The 16,732-nt window shown below is 34.6% G+C and carries 18 protein-coding genes, 1 tRNA gene and 2 pseudogenes; 11 read left to right on the top strand and 10 right to left on the bottom strand.

Going from position 1 to position 16,732, the window contains the following annotated elements:
- Positions 1-20 precede the first annotated feature (20 nt).
- From ACNFIH_RS01745 to ACNFIH_RS01705, 9 genes and pseudogenes are all read left to right on the top strand, one after another.
- Positions 21-1,349: a serine hydrolase domain-containing protein gene (locus ACNFIH_RS01745; protein WP_426485206.1), complete on the top strand. Its 1,329-nt coding sequence runs from the start codon at positions 21-23 to the stop codon at positions 1,347-1,349.
- 380 nt (positions 1,350-1,729) lie between these two features.
- Positions 1,730-2,590 (top strand): AraC family transcriptional regulator, encoded by an 861-nt coding sequence (locus ACNFIH_RS01740; protein WP_426485205.1) that lies wholly within the window; start codon positions 1,730-1,732, stop codon positions 2,588-2,590.
- A gap of 19 nt (positions 2,591-2,609) precedes the next feature.
- On the top strand, positions 2,610-3,245 hold the full coding sequence (locus tag ACNFIH_RS01735) for an SDR family oxidoreductase (RefSeq protein WP_426485204.1): 636 nt from the start codon (positions 2,610-2,612) through the stop codon (positions 3,243-3,245).
- A 280-nt stretch (positions 3,246-3,525) separates the two neighbouring features.
- On the top strand, positions 3,526-4,074 hold the full coding sequence (locus ACNFIH_RS01730; protein WP_426485203.1) for a nuclear transport factor 2 family protein: 549 nt from the start codon (positions 3,526-3,528) through the stop codon (positions 4,072-4,074).
- Between the two features lie 5 nt (positions 4,075-4,079).
- Entirely contained in the window at positions 4,080-4,466 is a 387-nt protein-coding gene (locus ACNFIH_RS01725) for a nuclear transport factor 2 family protein (RefSeq protein ID WP_426485202.1), read from the top strand.
- Positions 4,467-4,545: 79 nt separating this feature from the next.
- Positions 4,546-5,616, top strand: a complete 1,071-nt coding sequence (gene namA / locus ACNFIH_RS01720; RefSeq protein ID WP_426485201.1) for an NADPH dehydrogenase NamA — start codon at positions 4,546-4,548, stop codon at positions 5,614-5,616.
- 18 nt (positions 5,617-5,634) lie between these two features.
- Positions 5,635-5,913 carry a putative quinol monooxygenase gene (locus tag ACNFIH_RS01715; protein ID WP_426485200.1) on the top strand — a complete coding sequence of 93 codons (279 nt, stop codon included), beginning with the start codon at positions 5,635-5,637 and terminating at the stop codon, positions 5,911-5,913.
- A 36-nt stretch (positions 5,914-5,949) separates the two neighbouring features.
- Positions 5,950-6,693, top strand: a complete 744-nt coding sequence (locus tag ACNFIH_RS01710; RefSeq protein WP_426485199.1) for an SDR family oxidoreductase — start codon at positions 5,950-5,952, stop codon at positions 6,691-6,693.
- 131 nt (positions 6,694-6,824) lie between these two features.
- A pseudogene (locus tag ACNFIH_RS01705) lies at positions 6,825-7,067 on the top strand (hypothetical protein); the annotation flags it as partial.
- Positions 7,068-7,258: 191 nt separating this feature from the next.
- Here the strand turns inward: ACNFIH_RS01705 and ACNFIH_RS01700 are convergent.
- The 4 genes from ACNFIH_RS01700 to ACNFIH_RS01685 form a co-directional block, all read right to left on the bottom strand.
- Complete coding sequence (locus tag ACNFIH_RS01700) at positions 7,259-8,242, bottom strand: polysaccharide deacetylase family protein (protein WP_426485198.1); 984 nt, start codon at positions 8,240-8,242, stop codon at positions 7,259-7,261.
- Positions 8,188-8,901 carry a GDSL-type esterase/lipase family protein gene (locus ACNFIH_RS01695; RefSeq protein WP_426485197.1) on the bottom strand — a complete coding sequence of 238 codons (714 nt, stop codon included), beginning with the start codon at positions 8,899-8,901 and terminating at the stop codon, positions 8,188-8,190. The genes ACNFIH_RS01700 and ACNFIH_RS01695 overlap by 55 nt, the downstream gene beginning before the upstream one ends.
- 560 nt (positions 8,902-9,461) lie before the next feature.
- Positions 9,462-10,304, bottom strand: a complete 843-nt coding sequence (locus ACNFIH_RS01690; RefSeq protein WP_426485196.1) for a S41 family peptidase — start codon at positions 10,302-10,304, stop codon at positions 9,462-9,464.
- A 247-nt stretch (positions 10,305-10,551) separates the two neighbouring features.
- Complete coding sequence (locus ACNFIH_RS01685) at positions 10,552-11,034, bottom strand: hypothetical protein (protein ID WP_426485195.1); 483 nt, start codon at positions 11,032-11,034, stop codon at positions 10,552-10,554.
- A gap of 412 nt (positions 11,035-11,446) precedes the next feature.
- Between ACNFIH_RS01685 and ACNFIH_RS01680 the strand changes: the two are divergent.
- Positions 11,447-11,636 (top strand): annotated as a pseudogene (locus ACNFIH_RS01680) (cold-shock protein).
- A gap of 854 nt (positions 11,637-12,490) precedes the next feature.
- On the opposite strand, the gene ACNFIH_RS01675 reads toward ACNFIH_RS01680, so the two are convergent.
- The 3 genes from ACNFIH_RS01675 to ACNFIH_RS01665 form a co-directional block, all read right to left on the bottom strand.
- Entirely contained in the window at positions 12,491-12,943 is a 453-nt protein-coding gene (locus tag ACNFIH_RS01675; protein WP_066034741.1) for a carboxymuconolactone decarboxylase family protein, read from the bottom strand.
- A gap of 68 nt (positions 12,944-13,011) precedes the next feature.
- A complete protein-coding gene (locus tag ACNFIH_RS01670; protein WP_426485194.1) occupies positions 13,012-13,587 on the bottom strand; it encodes a Crp/Fnr family transcriptional regulator in 576 nt (191 codons plus the stop codon).
- Between the two features lie 392 nt (positions 13,588-13,979).
- A tRNA-Arg gene (locus ACNFIH_RS01665) sits at positions 13,980-14,053 on the bottom strand.
- Positions 14,054-14,167: 114 nt separating this feature from the next.
- On the opposite strand from ACNFIH_RS01665, the gene ACNFIH_RS01660 reads away from it, so the two are divergent.
- On the top strand, positions 14,168-14,680 hold the full coding sequence (locus ACNFIH_RS01660; protein ID WP_426485193.1) for an adenine phosphoribosyltransferase: 513 nt from the start codon (positions 14,168-14,170) through the stop codon (positions 14,678-14,680).
- 1 nt (position 14,681) lies between these two features.
- Here ACNFIH_RS01660 and ACNFIH_RS01655 read toward each other — a convergent pair whose 3' ends face one another.
- The 3 genes from ACNFIH_RS01655 to ACNFIH_RS01645 form a co-directional block, all read right to left on the bottom strand.
- The gene (locus ACNFIH_RS01655; RefSeq protein ID WP_426485192.1) at positions 14,682-15,332 is read right to left on the bottom strand and encodes a response regulator; all 651 of its coding nucleotides are present in this window, start codon (positions 15,330-15,332) and stop codon (positions 14,682-14,684) included.
- Positions 15,316-15,981, bottom strand: coding sequence for a sensor histidine kinase (locus ACNFIH_RS01650; RefSeq protein WP_426485191.1), 666 nt, complete (start codon positions 15,979-15,981; stop codon positions 15,316-15,318). Before ACNFIH_RS01650 ends, ACNFIH_RS01655 begins: the two co-directional genes overlap by 17 nt.
- Positions 15,982-16,079: 98 nt before the next feature.
- Entirely contained in the window at positions 16,080-16,727 is a 648-nt protein-coding gene (locus ACNFIH_RS01645; RefSeq protein ID WP_426485190.1) for a hypothetical protein, read from the bottom strand.
- Positions 16,728-16,732 lie beyond the last annotated feature (5 nt).

Here is a 16,732-nt window from a genome sequence, read left to right as displayed (position 1 = left end):
GTCGTATAAATTTGAACAACATGAAAAAAAAATATTTATGGATAGCATATTTTGCTGTATGTATAGGAGCAAAAGCTCAGGATAAGCCTGCCATTGCCCAACAATTGAATTATAATGCAGAACTAAAAACTGTAGGTACGACTAAAGCTAAGATTAAGCGAATCGATTCTTTGATGCAAAGTTTTGTTGATCAAAGCAAAATTAGTAGTGCAGTGGGATTTATAGCCAAAAACGGAAATGTAGTGTACAACAAGGCGTACGGCTTCAAGGATGTTGAAAATCATATTCCAGCCTCTGTAGATGATTATTATATTTTGTTTTCCCAGACAAAAGCTGTTGTTACAGTTGCATTTATGACCTTAGTAGATAAAGGGCTTGTCGCTGTAGATGATCCGGTTTCGAAATATTTTCCCGAGATTTCAGATAAGGTTTTGACAGCAGTTAATGATGATGGCACATATAAGACACGTCCAGTTTCCAGGCCAATGACTTTTGCAGACCTGATGTCGCATTCTTCTGGTCTTGGTGCTGGTTTGGCTGGGAAGCTTCGCAAAGGTGAAGCAGAGCGGAAAGCTAAGGCATCCGGAAGTGAAAATCTGTCAAATAATAGTGTTGCAATGGGACAGAGGACAGGAGGGACGGGAACTTCCCGATACTTGAAAGAAGACATGCTTGCCCTGGCTAAATATCCGTTAGGTTTTGACCCCGGAAGCGAATGGAATTATCACGTAAGTACTAATATGCTCGGATACATGGTTGAAATCATTTCAGGAAAATCTTTACGGGAGTATGTGAAATTATCTGTACTGGATCCATTGGGGATGAATGAAACGGATTGGTACTATGGACCTGAGGCATCACCTCGCTTTGTTAAGCCCTATAGCGCAATTGATGGTAAATTAGTGTTGCAATCAACCAAATTTAGTGAGGGAACCATAAGTACTAACCGAACCTATGCAGAAGGAGCCATTGGTCTTAATGGTCCTATTGGGGATTATGCAAAATTCTGCCAAATGCTGCTAAATAAAGGCGAGTACAATGGGCATCGAATATTAAAAGCAGCAACCGTTGATATGATGACTAAGAAAAACCGTTTGCCTGCAGTCAATTCTGGCGGAAAAACATTTCAGTTTGGACTTGGATTTGAACTCTATAATGCCGAGAAAAAACCGGTACCCGAAGTTTCTAATTCCGCATTCGCATGGGGTGGATTTTATGGTACGGACTATATTATAGATCCTGAAAATAACATGATTGCATTATTTTATCTCAATATGCCAAAACATGAGCCGCTCTATCCTTTATTTTTACGTGGAGGCTATCAATTATTTGAAAAAAGCGATAAATAGGGGAAATCAAGGTTTATCTTGTAACGTATTTTTTACTTCGATTTTTAATAAATATTGAAGTTATTCGTAAAAAAGTCCTAATGAAAATTGGGACTTTTTTGTTTTAATAATCAAAATAAAAACTTTAGGAGTTGATTCTTTTATTCGCGTAGTTTTTTAAACCTTATAGTTTTAATGATTTGTAAATGTTGCAAAATTGTTGCTTAAAATTTAGGCCAAGTATTTGAACTAAAATAACAAAATTTATGGACTAAAAAGAAAAAAGCATTCGCCTTAATGTCTTTATCTTTGTACATTTAAGTTTAAAATGTTTTTTGGAATTAAGTCATAAACATTTGATTAACAAATTAAAACTGCTTTATAGATTTAATAGTTCTATTATGAAGAAAATGATTAAAGTTCCAACTTCTTTGATTGGCGGTGATGCTCCCCAAAACTCTCTCATGTTAGATGGCTGTTCTGTAATTGAGCAGTGCATACACAGTACAGAAGTTAAAGGAATCATGTACCTCGAACAGCATTTACTTCTAATTGTACTGGAAGGATCCGTTGTTCTGACTTATGGAAAACAGGAATATACGCTTTTCAAGAATGATATGATTTTGCTGAAAAAAGCAACTGCTGTAAAGTATCATAAATTCGGAAATGCTGAAAATGATAATATTTATGATAGTTTAATGTTCAGCATCAAAGATGATCTTCTAAAGTCGTTTTTATCAACCTCAGAAATTAAGGTGTCAAAACCTGAGGGAGAAATTAAAACAGGAGTTTACCCAATGAATGAATGTTTAGTTGCGTTTGCACATTCCATGAAGCCTTATTTTTTTGATCATTCTGTGGTTCATCCCGGACAGCTGCGTCTGAAAATCATGGAACTGCTTTATGACGTTGCAGAATGTAACCGAAATATGTTTTTACAAATCCTCCAGCTTCATGAGCCTGTAAAAACTGATATACGTAACGTGGTAGAGCAACATTATGCTTCACCGGTTTCAGTTTCTGAACTGGCGTATCTTTCCGGTAGAAGTCTGTCTAGTTTTAAAAGAGATTTTCAAAATATATACAATGCTGCGCCTGCAACCTGGATTAGAGAAAAAAGATTGGAAAAGGCAAAAGATATGCTGGAAACTACAGCTTTGTCGGTTTCAGATATCTGTTATTCTCTAGGCTTTGAAAATGTGTCTCACTTTTCAAGAATATACAAAGAATTTCACGGACAGGCCCCAAGCATCTCTCGTTAGTAATTTTAAAACTAAACTTATGAAAGTATTCGTTATTGGAGGAAATGGAAGGGTTGGGGCTCTTTTAGTTACTAAATTAGCTTCTCAGCATCAGGTTTTATCGGGCTCCAGAAACCCAAATCCAGATAATAATCTGGATAGTGTTGAGCAAGTTTATATTGATTTGCTAGGCGATGTAGATACAATTGCTGAAAGCATGAATGGTGTAGACGCTGTTTATTTCGTTTCCGGATCACGAGGAAAAAACTTATTACAAATTGACTTACACGGAGCGATAAAATCGATGCAAGCGGCAGAGAAAGCAGGAGTTAAACGTTATATTATGCTAAGTTCTGTTTTCGCCTTACAACCGGAGCGCTGGAATGAATCTTTCCTGGGCAACTTAACAGATTATAATATTGCCAAGCATTATGCTGATGTTTACCTTACAACTCAGACCCAACTTGATTACACTATTTTGCAACCCGGAGCGCTCAAAGAAGAACCAGGCACAGGAAAAATAGAGACCAATGTAACCAACCCCGGATCTAATTCTATTGCGAATGTTGTAGCTACTCTTGTATCAATATTAGAAAATAATTCAACTATTGGTAAGGTTATTTTGATGCGCGATGGCAATACTCCCATTGCTGAAGCTTTACATCAAATCAAATAAAAATTACAGCATACAATTTATTTAATTATAGTCTTCTATGTATATTTTCCATTTCTAATTAAAGAAGTTTTTATAATAAACTTATTAATGGAGAAATTTCCACAATGCATAATTTCCAATCCTTAAAAGGACTAATTAGACAAAATCTTTGGGCTAATTAGAAAAAACGTCACGTTTAAGTACTTGTACCTTTGTTTTAGAAATAAAGCTTAACAATTCTGTCAAATAATACAGAAAATTATGCTCAAAAATTATCAATCTTAAACTAAAACAATGATTTATGAAAAACATTTCTGAACGAATAAACGCAGATCCAAATTCCGAAGGTTTTAATACTAATGACTTTAGGCAGAGTTATAGGAAAATTTCGAAAAAGATATCTTTTTTAACTATTATCTCAGTATTAACAATTAGCGGTTTGTTAGTTTCCTGTCAAGAAAAAAACAATCAAAACAATAAAACAGAAGTTATGCAAAACAATCAAGAACAAAAAGAAGGTATCCTAAAAGCAATAGATTTATATGTAGAAGCAGGAAGGAAAGGGGACGGCAATATTGCCAAACCAGCATTTGCAACAACTGCAACCATGTCGTGGTCTGAAAACGGAGCATTAAAAAGTGTTCCTATACAAGCATTATTTGATGGGTTTTCTGCAGCAGAGCCAATGGAAGCAAGTTACAAATTGACTACTCTTGATGCAGAAGGCGATGCTGCAATAGTGAGAATCGAATCTCAGTTTGGACCAAACAAATATGCCGATATGTTTACTGTTGTAAAAGACGGAAACGATTGGAAAATAATCAGTAAAATTTATCAAATTATAAAATAAGAATTATGTCAGCAAATCAAAATATCAATACCGTTCAGGATTATGAAGATGTCCTGTCGGCAATGGAAGGTTATGTAAACGGATTAAAAACGGGAAACGTTGCAGCATTAAAAAAGACTTTTCATAACGATGCGATAATGTACGGTCATTTAGGCGATGACCTTTCAGAAGGAAGTATAGATAATCTGTACACTTATGTAGAGAAATTTGGCGCAGCACCCAACATTAAAACCAATCTTACGGTTTTACACAAAACACCCACGACAGCAGTTGTTCGCATTGAAATGGAACACGATGCTGCAGATGAAAATTTCACTGATTACCATTCGTTAATCAAAATTAATGGCGAATGGAAAGTAGTGGCAAAGCTTTTTCATCTGTACACTAAATAATCAAAAATCATTTCGTAAAGTTTTTACCGGGGGCAAAATACTGCTTCCGGTGGAGCTTTGCGTTTAAAAAAGATAAAAAATGTCAAAATTATTCAGTCCATTGACTGTCAAATCAGTTACGTTTAGAAATAGAATTATCACTTCGCCAATGTGTATGTATATGGCTCAGGACGGGTTTGCAAGCGACTGGCACCTGGTTCATTATGGTTCAAGAGCCATGGGAGGTGCAGGTGCAGTAATGCTGGAAGCAACAGCGGTACGAGCTGACGGACGTATTGGAGTAGGAGACTTGGGAATCTGGAAAAACGACCATATCGAAATGCTTACCAGGATTGCATCCTTTATAAAAAGCGCAGGAAGTGTTCCTGCCATTCAATTGGCTCATGCCGGCAGAAAAGGAAGCACTTGGGCTTCAGGACGTGAAAGCCGCCCGTTGATGCCGGATGAAGATGATGGCTGGCAAATTATTGCGCCTTCTGCTGTACCGTTTTCATCAACAATGCAAACGCCACGCGAGATGACCTTACAAGATATAGAAGACCTTCAACAAGCTTTTACAGATGCTGCAGTCAGGGCTTTAAAGGCGGGTTTTGAAATGATTGAAATTCACAGTGCCCACGGTTATCTCATTAATGAATTCCTGTCGCCTATTCCAAACAAAAGAACAGATCATTATGGAGGCAGTATAGAAAACAGAGCAAGATTTCTATTCGAAATCATCGACAAAGTAAAACAGGTATGGCCTTCAGGACTTCCGATTGTCGTGCGTATTTCGGCTACAGACTGGATGGAAGAAGGATGGAAGATTGAAGATTCGGTTTGGCTAAGTGAAAAATTATCTGAAAAAGGAATTGATATTGTTGATGTTTCTTCAGGCGGTACAGTTCCAAATGCTAAAATTACAGTAGGTTCCGGTTATCAATTGCCATTTGCAAGCACCATTAAACGGGAGTTGAAAAATCAATTATTGGTAGGTACGGTAGGTATGATCACCAATGCACATCAGGCAGAAACGATCTTGACCAATGGAGATGCCGATCTTATTTTTATAGGTCGTGAGCTTTTGCGAAACCCTTATTTTCCTTTAGATGCTGCAAGACAGCTTCGCTCGGAAATACCTGTTCCAAAACCGTATGAACTTGCATTTTAATAGTAAAAAACGAATTTTATGAGTATTTATTTAACTGTTGTTGTAAAAGCAAAGCCGGAGCAACAGCAAGAAATCAAAAACCTTTTATACAGTCTCCCTGAATTATCTATGAAAGAAGAGGCCTGCATCGAATATGATGTTCACCAAAGCATTGATGATGAAAACATTTTTATTCTGAATGAAAAATGGGAAAGTCTGGAAGGATTAATTCTTCATAACCAACAAACGTATTCAAAGGCATTTTTCGAATCATTTGACAAATTGCAGGAACAACCGATTATTTATCGATCCAGGTAATTAGCAACATTTATAGTTGTTTAAAAATTTAGAAATATGAAAAAAATAAATGAGTCTGTAACAATCATCACCGGAGCATCTTCCGGAATTGGTGCAGCAACAGCATTAAAATTAGCCAAAGCCGGATCCAGCATTGTATTGGTTTCCAGAGCTGATGATAAAATAGAAAAAGTAAAAAAACAGATTGACGCTGAAGGTGGTAAAGCCGAAGTATTTGTTGCAGACGTAACAGACATTGACCAAATGAAAGCTATGGCAGATTTTGCAATTGAGAGGTTTGGGAGAATAGATAATTTGGTTAACAACGCCGGACTAATGCTGTTTTCGCAATGGAAAGACGTTGCTGTTGAGGAATGGAATGCGATGATTGATACCAATATAAAAGGTTATCTGAATGCTATTGCGGCGGTTCTTCCTAAATTAATAGAGCAAAAATCCGGTCATATTCTCAATATGGGGTCTGTGGCAGGAATCAATATTGGTGTGGGAGCAGGTATCTACCACGGAACCAAATTTTTCGTTCGGGCGATTACTGAAAGTTTAAGAAAAGAGGTATCTGTGCATAGAGGAATTAAAATAAGCCTGATAAGTCCGGGAGTAATCAATACAGGATGGGCAGACAAAGTAACTAACAAAGAAGGTGCAGCAATTGCAGCTGAGTTGAATAAGCAGGCTATTAAGCCAGAAGATGTTGCAGACGCAGTATTGTTCGCTTTCGACCAGCCGGATAATGTTAATGTAAACGATATAGTAATTAGTCCAACCTCACAAGATTGGTAATGTTTAATTGAAAAAATAAGTATTGAAAATATAAAGAGCTGTTTTCACTTTTGTTATTTGCGAACGGAATTACTTTAAAAAATAGAATTGTGATGTCGCCTATGACTACCTGAGCATCTAACGAAGATTTCACCATATCTGATCAAGAAGTTGAGTATTACAAGAAAAGAGTAAATGGTGTTGGTTTAGTCATCACAGGCTGTACACACGTTACTGCAAATGGCATTGGTTTTACCCACGAGTTTGCGGGATATGACGATACTTTTCTTCCAAGTCTGAAGAAATTGGCCCGTGCTGCAAAAAGTGGTGGGGCGCCTGCAATTTTACAGATGTTTCACGCAGGCAATAAAGCAATCCCTATCGACCCAATGTAAACTGATTTCTAAATTGACTTTGTTAATGCAGAAAAAATGACGCAATTCCAGAATTGGATATCAGTTTGGAACTAACAAATTTGAGATATGTTTTCCTTACGTTCTTAAAATTATAGAAGGGATGATTGAGAAGTTATCCCTTTTTTGAAATTATAATTATCTTAACAGTGTTGTGAATTTTCGACAGTATTTTAAATTTTAATATGATTTCCTGGTTTTAATCTGGTTACGCCGGAAGACAAATTTAACCATACGATTAAATTTCCTTTAGGATTTGTAATTATATTATCCTTTATCTTAACTTTTTTTGTTGCATTGATATAGTTAGCTAATGTACCGCTGCCTACGTACCAAATATCTTTTCTATTACTAATGGATTTACAAAACTGTACCATATTATCCCATCTCTTCCCATTTCCAAGTTCCCATGAATGCCCCCAAACATAAAAAACACTTAACTTTTTTGGGTTTAATTTTAGGTAGTCGTCTAAAAAATCCAGTGCCTTGTCATCTCTGCAGGTAGGGTTCCACAGTAACAAATTCTCAGGTAATTCAAAATTATTTGTTGATTTTACAGTTCGGGCATTTGTAATACCTGTAGTTGCAACTATTTTTGAAACAGAATCATTTGCGGCACCAAATGGATAAGCAATACTGTTTATCTTTCTTTTGGTAAGAAAGCTTAGTTTTTGAATATCAACATTGATCTGCTCAAGGATTTCTTCTTTACCTATCTTTAAAAAATTTTTATGGGTAGCGCCGTGAGCGGCAATTTCATGATTTTTATAAATCTTAAGAATTGTTTTTTCTGATAGATAAGATTGGCGTATAGTATCACCATTTTTTACAGACCAAATCTGAGTGGTGCCTATTGGACCTGAACTTATATTGAATGTTCCTATTATCTTGTATTTGTCAAATAATGCAGCTAATGTAATATCAGCAATACAGCCATCATCAAAGCTCATAATCAGAGCTTTGTGCTTGCCTCCGGGGTATGTGAAATCTATAGATGTATCTGCTGGTTTATCAGGCGGTGACTCATCGAAGCCTTGCAGCAGTATAAGAACTATAAAACAAAACAGCAGTTTTTTTATTACCTTTCCTATCATCTTAAATATCATTTTTTCTTTTTGCTTACAGAAAGGACTTGTTTTTTTATTTTGTCTGTCCATAATTTATAGCCTTCTTCATTTAGATGTACTCCATCTACGGTATATTCCTTTTTCATTAAATCATTATCGTCCATAAAAAAATCATGAAGGTCAATTAGTTTAAAATGCGATGATGATTTCATCTTTTCCAGAGACTTATTGACTGCGCTGATTTTTTCAATTAAAAAACTATGCTTGGTAGGCAATATAGTTTGAATGTAAATTTTAGTCGATTTTGAGTTTTTATGGATTGTTTCAATAATTTTAAGAATGTTATCGGATACAAACTCTGGAGATTTTCCTTGAAATAGGTCGTTGATACCAATTAGTATGAATACTGCTTTAGGCTTGAAATAGCAAATTTCATTTAATCTTTGTAAAACACCTTCTGTGACATCACCGGCAATTCCCCTGTTTTTAATATTGGGTATCTTAAAACGTTCTGCCCAGTTTTTTCCTTTTTCAGTTATGCTGTTCCCCAGAAAAACGATATCTCCATACCCTAACGGTTCTTTTCTGAATTCTTCGATCTTTTTAGGGTAATGATTTTTTGCCCATTCCGTATGATAAGGAATAGTCAGATTAGAAGGAGGGTAAAGGCTGTCCAAAATTGCTGTATTTTGTCCATAACAGAAAATGGTATTGCTTAATAGTAAAAATATTCCAACGGCTTTTTTCATGTATGTACGATTTAATTGCTTTGTGAATAAGCATCTAGTACTGAATATTATTTAAAATGCGATCAAATAAGTATTATTACAAATCTAAGCGGTTTTTACTTTACGGCTGTCCTGTGATAACCTGCATTATTGTAATTAAATAAATATTCGTAGCGGGTTGAATTAAAATGCACAACAGAGATGAAGGTTGTCGCTGTCTTCTATTATCAGAGTAAAGAACCAGGTAACTGATGATAGAAATAAACCAATTTTTTATTTCCACAGAACACAAATAATAAGTACAGTTATATAACATATTTGTAGAAAATATTGAAAAATAAAAATTAAAGCAATATGTTAACTGAAATCAGAAACTCTAGCTTTTTGCATGTGTGGGAGTTGCAGTATAGTAATTATATTAGAAAAAATTAAGTAACTATCGTAATAATATAAAACTATCACAGCCCCGCTTTTGGCAATACTTTGGTTGTAGGCAGTTTATTGTTATTCGAGTAACCATTCTTTAGATTTTGTTATGGTTTTTGTATTATCTGAAACTTCAACATCAGGAGTTATCTTTCCTATGTATTTTTCTTTGTTCTATCTTCGCAATAGGCAGTCGCTAAAAAAAGCATTGCTCCGTTTGATAATTTAAAATTCTGATTTGCTGTAGTATAGCCACTCGTTTTTGTTCCAAAAGATTTTGAATTTTCCCTGCCTAACAATGATATTGCTGCCATTTCTCCACTGCTACCTGTTAATGAATCAATTAATATTGCTATCTTGTTATGTAGGTTTTTGCATTTATAGTTGTTTTTAGAAGTACTTTGCCATTTTATTCTTTTTCCTTTTGATACGAAATATCCGACAGTTCCATCTTCAATAATCGGATTTAGCCCCGCTAACATTGGCCACATATTTCCGCCCCCATTTCCTCTCAAATCTACAATCCAGCCTTTTATGGAATATTTTTGATCCAATAATTGAATTTGTTTTGTTAATGTATCGGCATAGATAAAATTATCTTTTTCATTCATCGACAAATGTGCAGGTAGAGAAATATAGCCAATTGAATCATCGATAATTTTTGATGATGGATAATTTAAAGTTGTATCGTTTGATACTATTTTTTGCAAATTAGACTTATCATAATAAGAAGAATGAAAATCTCCGTACTGTCGTAGTTTATCCAGAATTGAAGAAAAGATAATTTTACTTGAATCAACGCCATCCGATTTTGTAATTTTTGTCAAAACATCTCTACGGAATTCTTTCCAGTTTATGGAGTCAGTAACTATTGAGTATTCTTTAATGTATGTTAATATCTCATTGGATACTTTTTTTAACTCCTCTTTATCTTCGTTTTGACTATAACAATTAGTCATAAAGATAATTACAAAGATTAGTGTAAATAGATACTTCATACGATTATGATTTTAAATTTATGTGGTGTCCAAAATTGCCTAAGACTTTCCGGCACTACCGCGGGTTTGATATTAAATTAATTTCTATTTTCGGATCTGCAATGCACACGAAGCATCCAAGGACTTGGCGAGCAGGCAAAGTAAATTTTCCAGATACAAAACCATTTTCATATGTACCGATTGTTGTCCAGATCACGTAAACTTTTTTCAGAAAATATTTAATTTCAGTCGCGCTGTCTGTAAATTTTCAACAACTAACAGAAACAAGACAATTTTCGTAATTATGGTCAAAAACAGGCTGGCTTACAGCAATTATGTTTTGTCTTTTCTTTGTTTTTTCAAATAGCTGTTCGCTGTCTTTTTTAGTCAGACATTTATTGTTTTCAAAAAAATTAGGGCCGTAATTCAATTCGTTTATTAATTCTGAATTCCAAATGTCATTACTGCTTTTTGCAGCGTTTGCTTCAATTTCTTTTAGTATGTTTTGAGGGACTTCAAGCCCTGTTTCCTCTTTGAAAATTATCTGCTCAAAACTAGTTTTAGATTTTTCACATTGAGTATATATTCCTCGTGTACGCTTTCCAATTTGGTGGTCAAAGATTTTTTTACAAACGTTGGATTCCGTGTATTGTGAATAACTCAATGTTGAAATTAGTATCAGCAGTATTTTTAAAGTTCTTTTCATAGTATTGAAGACGACTAATTTATACCAGCCAAAATTGGCGCCCATAGGGCTTTTTTTAGCCGGCTTTGTGTAGTAAATAAGCTTTTTAGCGAATATAAGAATAATATACTAAATCTCTTAATGGTTCAGCAATAGTTGTGAATGAGTTATTTTACTTCTCATGCTGTTTTTACTATTGCTGGCAATCAGCTGATTTAGTTTTAAGCTGGATGAGTCCAGTATCAGCCGTGGAAATCTGATTTGGCGTAATCATCATGGTTAATTGTATATAGTATTTTTTTTTAGGTTTGATATTATTTTTTTTGAGCTTTTCCCGCTATCCGTTTCACCTAGGCGTTAGCGAAATGGCAAAGCAATCTTTTTGGAATACCTTAATGTAAATAACAATAAAAAAAAACTTAAATTCAGCCGCTTCTCATTTAATAAAACTACCCTTTGGGCAATTAAGTACATTAAAATGCAAGAAGGTACAGTAAAATTTTTCAATGAAGAAAAAGGGTTCGGATTTATAATTCCAAATAACGGTGGGCCGAAGTTTTTGTTCATGCTTCAGGTCTGTCAGAAAACATCGCTCAAACGATGCAGTAAGATACGACGTAGAAGAAGGCCGTAAAGGTCCAAACGCAGTAAACGTAGTTGTAGTATAATATACTCTTCACTGTTAACTTATAAAGTCATCTTTAATCAGGTGCCTTTTTTGTTTATATAACATATTCGAACCTAAACTCTAAAAGTTTCAAACCTAAGCTCGCTAGACCTTGATTTTGTTGGATTTCTAGTTTACAAGATACTCATGTACCACATTCTGCCACAAAACTCAAAACATGTCTTTTGTGTTAAGTAGTGATCTATGAATTATATTATATGTACTTCAAAAGCATTTATTTACGTAAAAGTACAATATTATTTTTAGGAACTCTTCCCGCTCTACGCTGGAATCTTCTGTGCCCAACCCTGGCATAAAGGATTTCCAATGCTATCGGGGGCTAGTGTTGCTGAAACAGCCCGGTTCTTTAGAGTAATAAAAATAGTAGGTTATAATAAAAAATGGCGCCAATTGTCTTCAATTGGCGCCATTTGGCTTTGTTGTGACGGGGACAGGACAAATTTCAACATCATTTTTGGATGATTTGAAGAGATTGGCTTTCTATATGTAATGTCTGTCTTTCATTGGCGTTAAAAAATTGGTTCGGATGTCCTGGGTAGGATTGATGCAAAAATTGTAAAAACTCAATTGATCCATCGCATTAAACTGATATATAAATTTACAAAATTTATGCAGGATTTTAAAAGATTGTTTAAGTTAAGGCAGGATTGTCTTTCTTTGGCTGTATGAATTATTTGATTGTTGTCCCACTGGAGCATTTCTATCCTAATTGGTGCTTTTAAATGAGTTTTTCGTAAAAGCAATAAGCCCGAAACAAATCGGGCTTATTGTCTTCAAATTTAATTATAATTCTAAACTTTTGTATGCATCGTAATTAAACTAGTTTTTTGCAAGTTATGCAAGACTTTCTCCTATTCGGAGATGGGTACTGAGAACAACCCTGTTCCAAAGATTGATTGTTATGACGGCCGTTATTATATCTGCTATCTGGCTTTCACTGAAATACTGTAAGGCCTTTGTATAGGTTTCATCCGTTAATCCGTTCTCATGAATTAATGTTATCTCTTCAGTTACCGCGAGCACCACTTTTTCCTCTTCTGTAAAAATGTCCCCAGCTTCTCTCCAAGCACTCAAGAGAAAAATGCGCTGGTTTGACTCGCCGTTTTTAACGGCGTCCTGAGTGTGGATGTTGATGCAGTAGGCACAGCCGTTGATCTGCGAGGCACGTATCTTTATGAGTTCTTTGGCTGTCTTGGATATGGAAATTTTTGAAAGGTAGCTTTCAAGTCCTATCATCGCTTTTAGTGCATCCGGAGCGGCCTGCTTAATGTTAAGTCGTTTTTGCATTGTATTATTCTTTTAAAATTGTTCAATGCAAAATTCAATAATAGGGAAAGGAAAAAACTTAAACTGGTTTAAGAAAGAAGCCTTTTGCGTATTTCGCTCAAGTATTCGGGCGTGAATCCTAGATAGGAAGCGATGAGGTATTGGGGAACACGCTGGATGAATTCGGGGTGGTTTCTGACTGCCTGGAAATAAAACTCTTCCTTAGAGAACGAGAAAAGAAATTTGATGCGTTTCTGTGCGGCTGCATAAGCCCTCTGGTAGACAAAACGGAAATAGCGCTCCATTACCGGAAAATCTTCCAGCAGCTTCTGCTGCTTCTCCAAAGTGATGTAAAGCAATGTTGATTTCTCTACTGCCTGAATATAAAATTCTGTCGCGAGCTGGTTCTCGTAGGCAAAGTTATCGGTAAGCCACCATGTTTCTATGGCAAATTCCGTGGTTTGTTCGGTACCTTTCTCGTTAATATAAAACTTTCTAAGCAGGCCGTCCAAAACAAAATAATGATGACGGCAGATCTGTCCCTCCTTTAGCAGGTTCTCTTTTTTACACGTTTGTTTTATGTCGAAGAATTTTTTGATTTGCTCAAAGTCATTGTCTGATACCTGTGCAAATTTGGCTATATGGTTTTTGAGTATATTGGACATCTGGAGTAAATGACATATTGGTTTTGACTGTTCGGCCAGCTTTTTTTATCGGAATGGCATCGCTGGCAGGCTCTTAAGCAAATATAGCAATAATATACTTAAATACGTTTTGAAATCAGATTTCATTATTTGTCATTAAATAGTAATTGAAAGCAATTTGGAGATTATATAGAGTCAATTTCTATAATATTCTGGGGGTTCGAATCCTGTTAAGTTATCGAATGATAAATTAACTATTTGTATTATTTTTCATCTAAATATACACGCTGAAGCAATTTTTCTATTATTTTAGAGAAAGAAAATAAAAGCAAAAATGACTCAAAGCCACCGTATTTATTAGTGTAAATGAAAAAATGGCGCCAATTGTCTTCAATTGGCGCCATCTGGCTGAGTGACCTCGACTGGATTCAAACCAGTAACCTTCTGAGCCGTAATCAGATGCGCTATTCAGTTGCGCCACGAGGCCTTTTTGTTATCAATTAGGCTATTTTTTGTAGCTTTGTTGATTGCTTATTGCGGGTGCAAAGATAGACATAAATGTGAGATATACAAACATAAAATACGATAAAAATAAAAAAAAATGAAGATAGAAAATTATATACGTGATATTCAATGTTTTCCAAAAGAAGGAATTTTGTTTAAAGATATTACACCACTCTTAAATGATCCAATTGCAAGACAAGAATGCCTTTCAGTTTTGGTAAATTCTTTAAAAGATCAGAAAATTGACAAAGTGGTAGGAGCGGAGAGCAGAGGTTTTTTCTTTGGAATTTTATTAGCGCAGGAATTAAATGCTGGTTTTATTCCGGTTCGAAAGCCTAAAAAACTGCCTTATGAAACAATTGCAGCGTCTTATGAACTTGAATATGGTACAGACAGCTTAGAAATACATACTGACGCCATTAAGAAAGGAGATCGCGTTTTAATTCACGACGATGTTTTGGCAACCGGCGGAACTGCAAAAGCCGTTTGCGAATTGGTAGAACGTTTAGGAGGCGAAATCGTACAATGCAATTTTCTGATGGAATTATCTTTTCTTAATGGTAGAGAAAAAATAAAGGAATATCCGATATTTTCTGCAATTATCTATTAATTTAAACTAGAACGATTTTATTTTTGATTGCGTAAAGTACCAATCCAATTCGGGTTTTGATTTCGAGTTTGTCAAATAGACATTCTCGGTATCCGTCGATTGTTTTTGGGCTTAAGCACATTTCTGAAGCAATTTCTTTATACGTTTTTTCGGTACAGGCATGTTTTATAAAAACAATTTCCTTTTCTTTTAAATTGATTTTTTTAGAATCGCTGTTTGCTTTTTTGACCAGCATGCCTGAAACTAATTCGGTGAAATAAAAACCTTTTTCAATAACAGAAATTATAGCTTCCTTAAATATTTCGGGCGAAGTATCTTTTAGGAGATAGCCTTTGGCGCCGTTTGTAATCATTTTGATGATGATTTCTTCATCATCATTTACAGAGAGCGCAATCACTTTTAAGTCGGGTCTGTTTTCTTTAATCCATTTCATGGTGCTTACGCCATCTAAAACAGGCATATTCACATCTAATAAAATTAAATCGACATTGGCATCGGCATGTTCTTGCAAATAGGAAACAAATAATTTGCCATTTTCAAAACGGTTAATTACTTCAAAATCTTTAAAACTGTTGATTAAAAGTTCCAGAGATTGCGAAAAAAGCTGATGATCATCTACAATAATAATTCGGTTTTTAGTGTTGGGTTTCATTGGTTAGGGTTAAGGGGTATTCTAAAGTTACAGTTGTTCCTGATGAATCTGATTCCATAATTAAATTAGCGCCAATCAATTTGGCTCTTAATTTCATGTTGTTTAAACCTATTCCAGAATTTATCTGACTTGCATCATAACCAATTCCGAAATCTTTTATTTCTAATCGGAAAACGGTATTGACAGTGCTGATGTTTACTTCAAATAAATCACTGTGAGAATGTTTTAAGCTGTTGTGCAATGCTTCCTGAAAAATTCGGTAAATGAACAAATCATGTTCTCGACTAATCTTTGGAATTTCGCCCGTAAGATTGTATTTATACTGTATGTTTTTCAGTTTTTTTATGCGCTCCAAATCTTGTTTAATGGCTTCGATGAAATTGCTCTGTAGTAAATTGTCTTTATTAATGATTCGGGATAAAATTCTTATTTCATCTAATGATTTGGCGAGTATTTCTTTAAGATCCTGTAGTTCATTGGCTTTAATAGATTTTCCGCTATCCAGATAGATATTGAGCTGCATAATGCCTACGGAAATGATTTGGCCTATATTATCATGAAGTTCTTTACTTATTTCGCTGAGTGTCTGATCTTTTATCTCAATTCGGGTTTTAATCAATTCCGATTGAAAATAAAGCTCTGACTCCATTTTTTCAACCAAATAGGTATTTTTCTTTTTAAGAAAATAAAAGAATATCACAAGCAAAATGATCAGTAAAGTTAAAAAAACAATACCTAACGAAATGACTAATAGTTGTATTTCTTTTCGCTCCATAAAAATCCAATAATATAGCAACTCTGCGCTAAAAGGTTTAAAATAAAAACTACTAAACTGAAAACCGATTCATCGTGTTTGATTAAAAACCAATTCAAAGCCAGCATAAAGGGCAAAAAAGGTACATGAAAAACTAATATTCCGAGTATGTACCAAAAAAAGACCGATTTTTTAAAATTCAATATTTTATCCGAATTAAAAATTTCTACCAAATACAAACAGGATAAAATCATAATTAATATTACGCCTATGGCAAAACTGTATGTGTAAGAATGATTTACATCTTCTTTGAAATATAAAATATTTAGGAAAAAAGATATTATAAAAAGTATTAAGCTTAAAGATCCTGTTATTCTGTAATTTGTTTTAGATAATAGACTTCTCAAGAGCAATATATAGGCAGAAAAACTGACCAGCATATAAAAATTAAAAACATAATAATTCAGTAAACCTGTCCACTCTGTAAAATAATAACCTACTTTTTCTATAATTACAGAAAACCAAATCAAAATTACGAGCGATTTAGCTTTATATCCAGGAAGTTTGTGCCATGAAATCAGGCCTATAATTCCAGAAAATAAAGCTAAATAGAAAATATAAAATCTTAAAAATTCGAACATAATTT

Origin of the sequence: Flavobacterium sp. 2, assembly GCF_049949195.1 — a bacterium.
In the GTDB taxonomy this organism is placed as follows: Bacteria; Bacteroidota; Bacteroidia; order Flavobacteriales; family Flavobacteriaceae; genus Flavobacterium.
The sequence above is the reverse complement of the archived record's forward strand: the minus strand, read 5'-3'. Positions and strand labels throughout refer to the sequence as shown.

Bases quoted from the DNA above. Each gene is read 5' to 3' on its own strand.
- ACNFIH_RS01685 (WP_426485195.1), bottom strand. From the start codon at position 11,034: ATGGGCGCCAATTTTGGCTGGTATAAATTAGTCGTCTTCAATACTATG.
- ACNFIH_RS01690 (WP_426485196.1), bottom strand. From the start codon at position 10,304: ATGAAGTATCTATTTACACTAATCTTTGTAATTATCTTTATGACTAAT.
- ACNFIH_RS01700 (WP_426485198.1), bottom strand. From the start codon at position 8,242: ATGGACAGACAAAATAAAAAAACAAGTCCTTTCTGTAAGCAAAAAGAA.
- ACNFIH_RS01730 (WP_426485203.1), top strand. From the start codon at position 3,526: ATGAAAAACATTTCTGAACGAATAAACGCAGATCCAAATTCCGAAGGT.
- ACNFIH_RS01670 (WP_426485194.1), bottom strand. From the start codon at position 13,587: ATGTCCAATATACTCAAAAACCATATAGCCAAATTTGCACAGGTATCA.
- ACNFIH_RS01715 (WP_426485200.1), top strand. From the start codon at position 5,635: ATGAGTATTTATTTAACTGTTGTTGTAAAAGCAAAGCCGGAGCAACAG.
- ACNFIH_RS01735 (WP_426485204.1), top strand. From the start codon at position 2,610: ATGAAAGTATTCGTTATTGGAGGAAATGGAAGGGTTGGGGCTCTTTTA.
- ACNFIH_RS01695 (WP_426485197.1), bottom strand. From the start codon at position 8,901: ATGAAAAAAGCCGTTGGAATATTTTTACTATTAAGCAATACCATTTTC.
- ACNFIH_RS01655 (WP_426485192.1), bottom strand. From the start codon at position 15,332: ATGAAACCCAACACTAAAAACCGAATTATTATTGTAGATGATCATCAG.
- ACNFIH_RS01675 (WP_066034741.1), bottom strand. From the start codon at position 12,943: ATGCAAAAACGACTTAACATTAAGCAGGCCGCTCCGGATGCACTAAAA.
- ACNFIH_RS01740 (WP_426485205.1), top strand. From the start codon at position 1,730: ATGAAGAAAATGATTAAAGTTCCAACTTCTTTGATTGGCGGTGATGCT.
- ACNFIH_RS01725 (WP_426485202.1), top strand. From the start codon at position 4,080: ATGTCAGCAAATCAAAATATCAATACCGTTCAGGATTATGAAGATGTC.
- ACNFIH_RS01745 (WP_426485206.1), top strand. From the start codon at position 21: ATGAAAAAAAAATATTTATGGATAGCATATTTTGCTGTATGTATAGGA.
- ACNFIH_RS01650 (WP_426485191.1), bottom strand. From the start codon at position 15,981: ATGGAGTCAGAGCTTTATTTTCAATCGGAATTGATTAAAACCCGAATT.
- ACNFIH_RS01660 (WP_426485193.1), top strand. From the start codon at position 14,168: ATGAAGATAGAAAATTATATACGTGATATTCAATGTTTTCCAAAAGAA.
- ACNFIH_RS01645 (WP_426485190.1), bottom strand. From the start codon at position 16,727: ATGTTCGAATTTTTAAGATTTTATATTTTCTATTTAGCTTTATTTTCT.
- ACNFIH_RS01710 (WP_426485199.1), top strand. From the start codon at position 5,950: ATGAAAAAAATAAATGAGTCTGTAACAATCATCACCGGAGCATCTTCC.
- namA (WP_426485201.1), top strand. From the start codon at position 4,546: ATGTCAAAATTATTCAGTCCATTGACTGTCAAATCAGTTACGTTTAGA.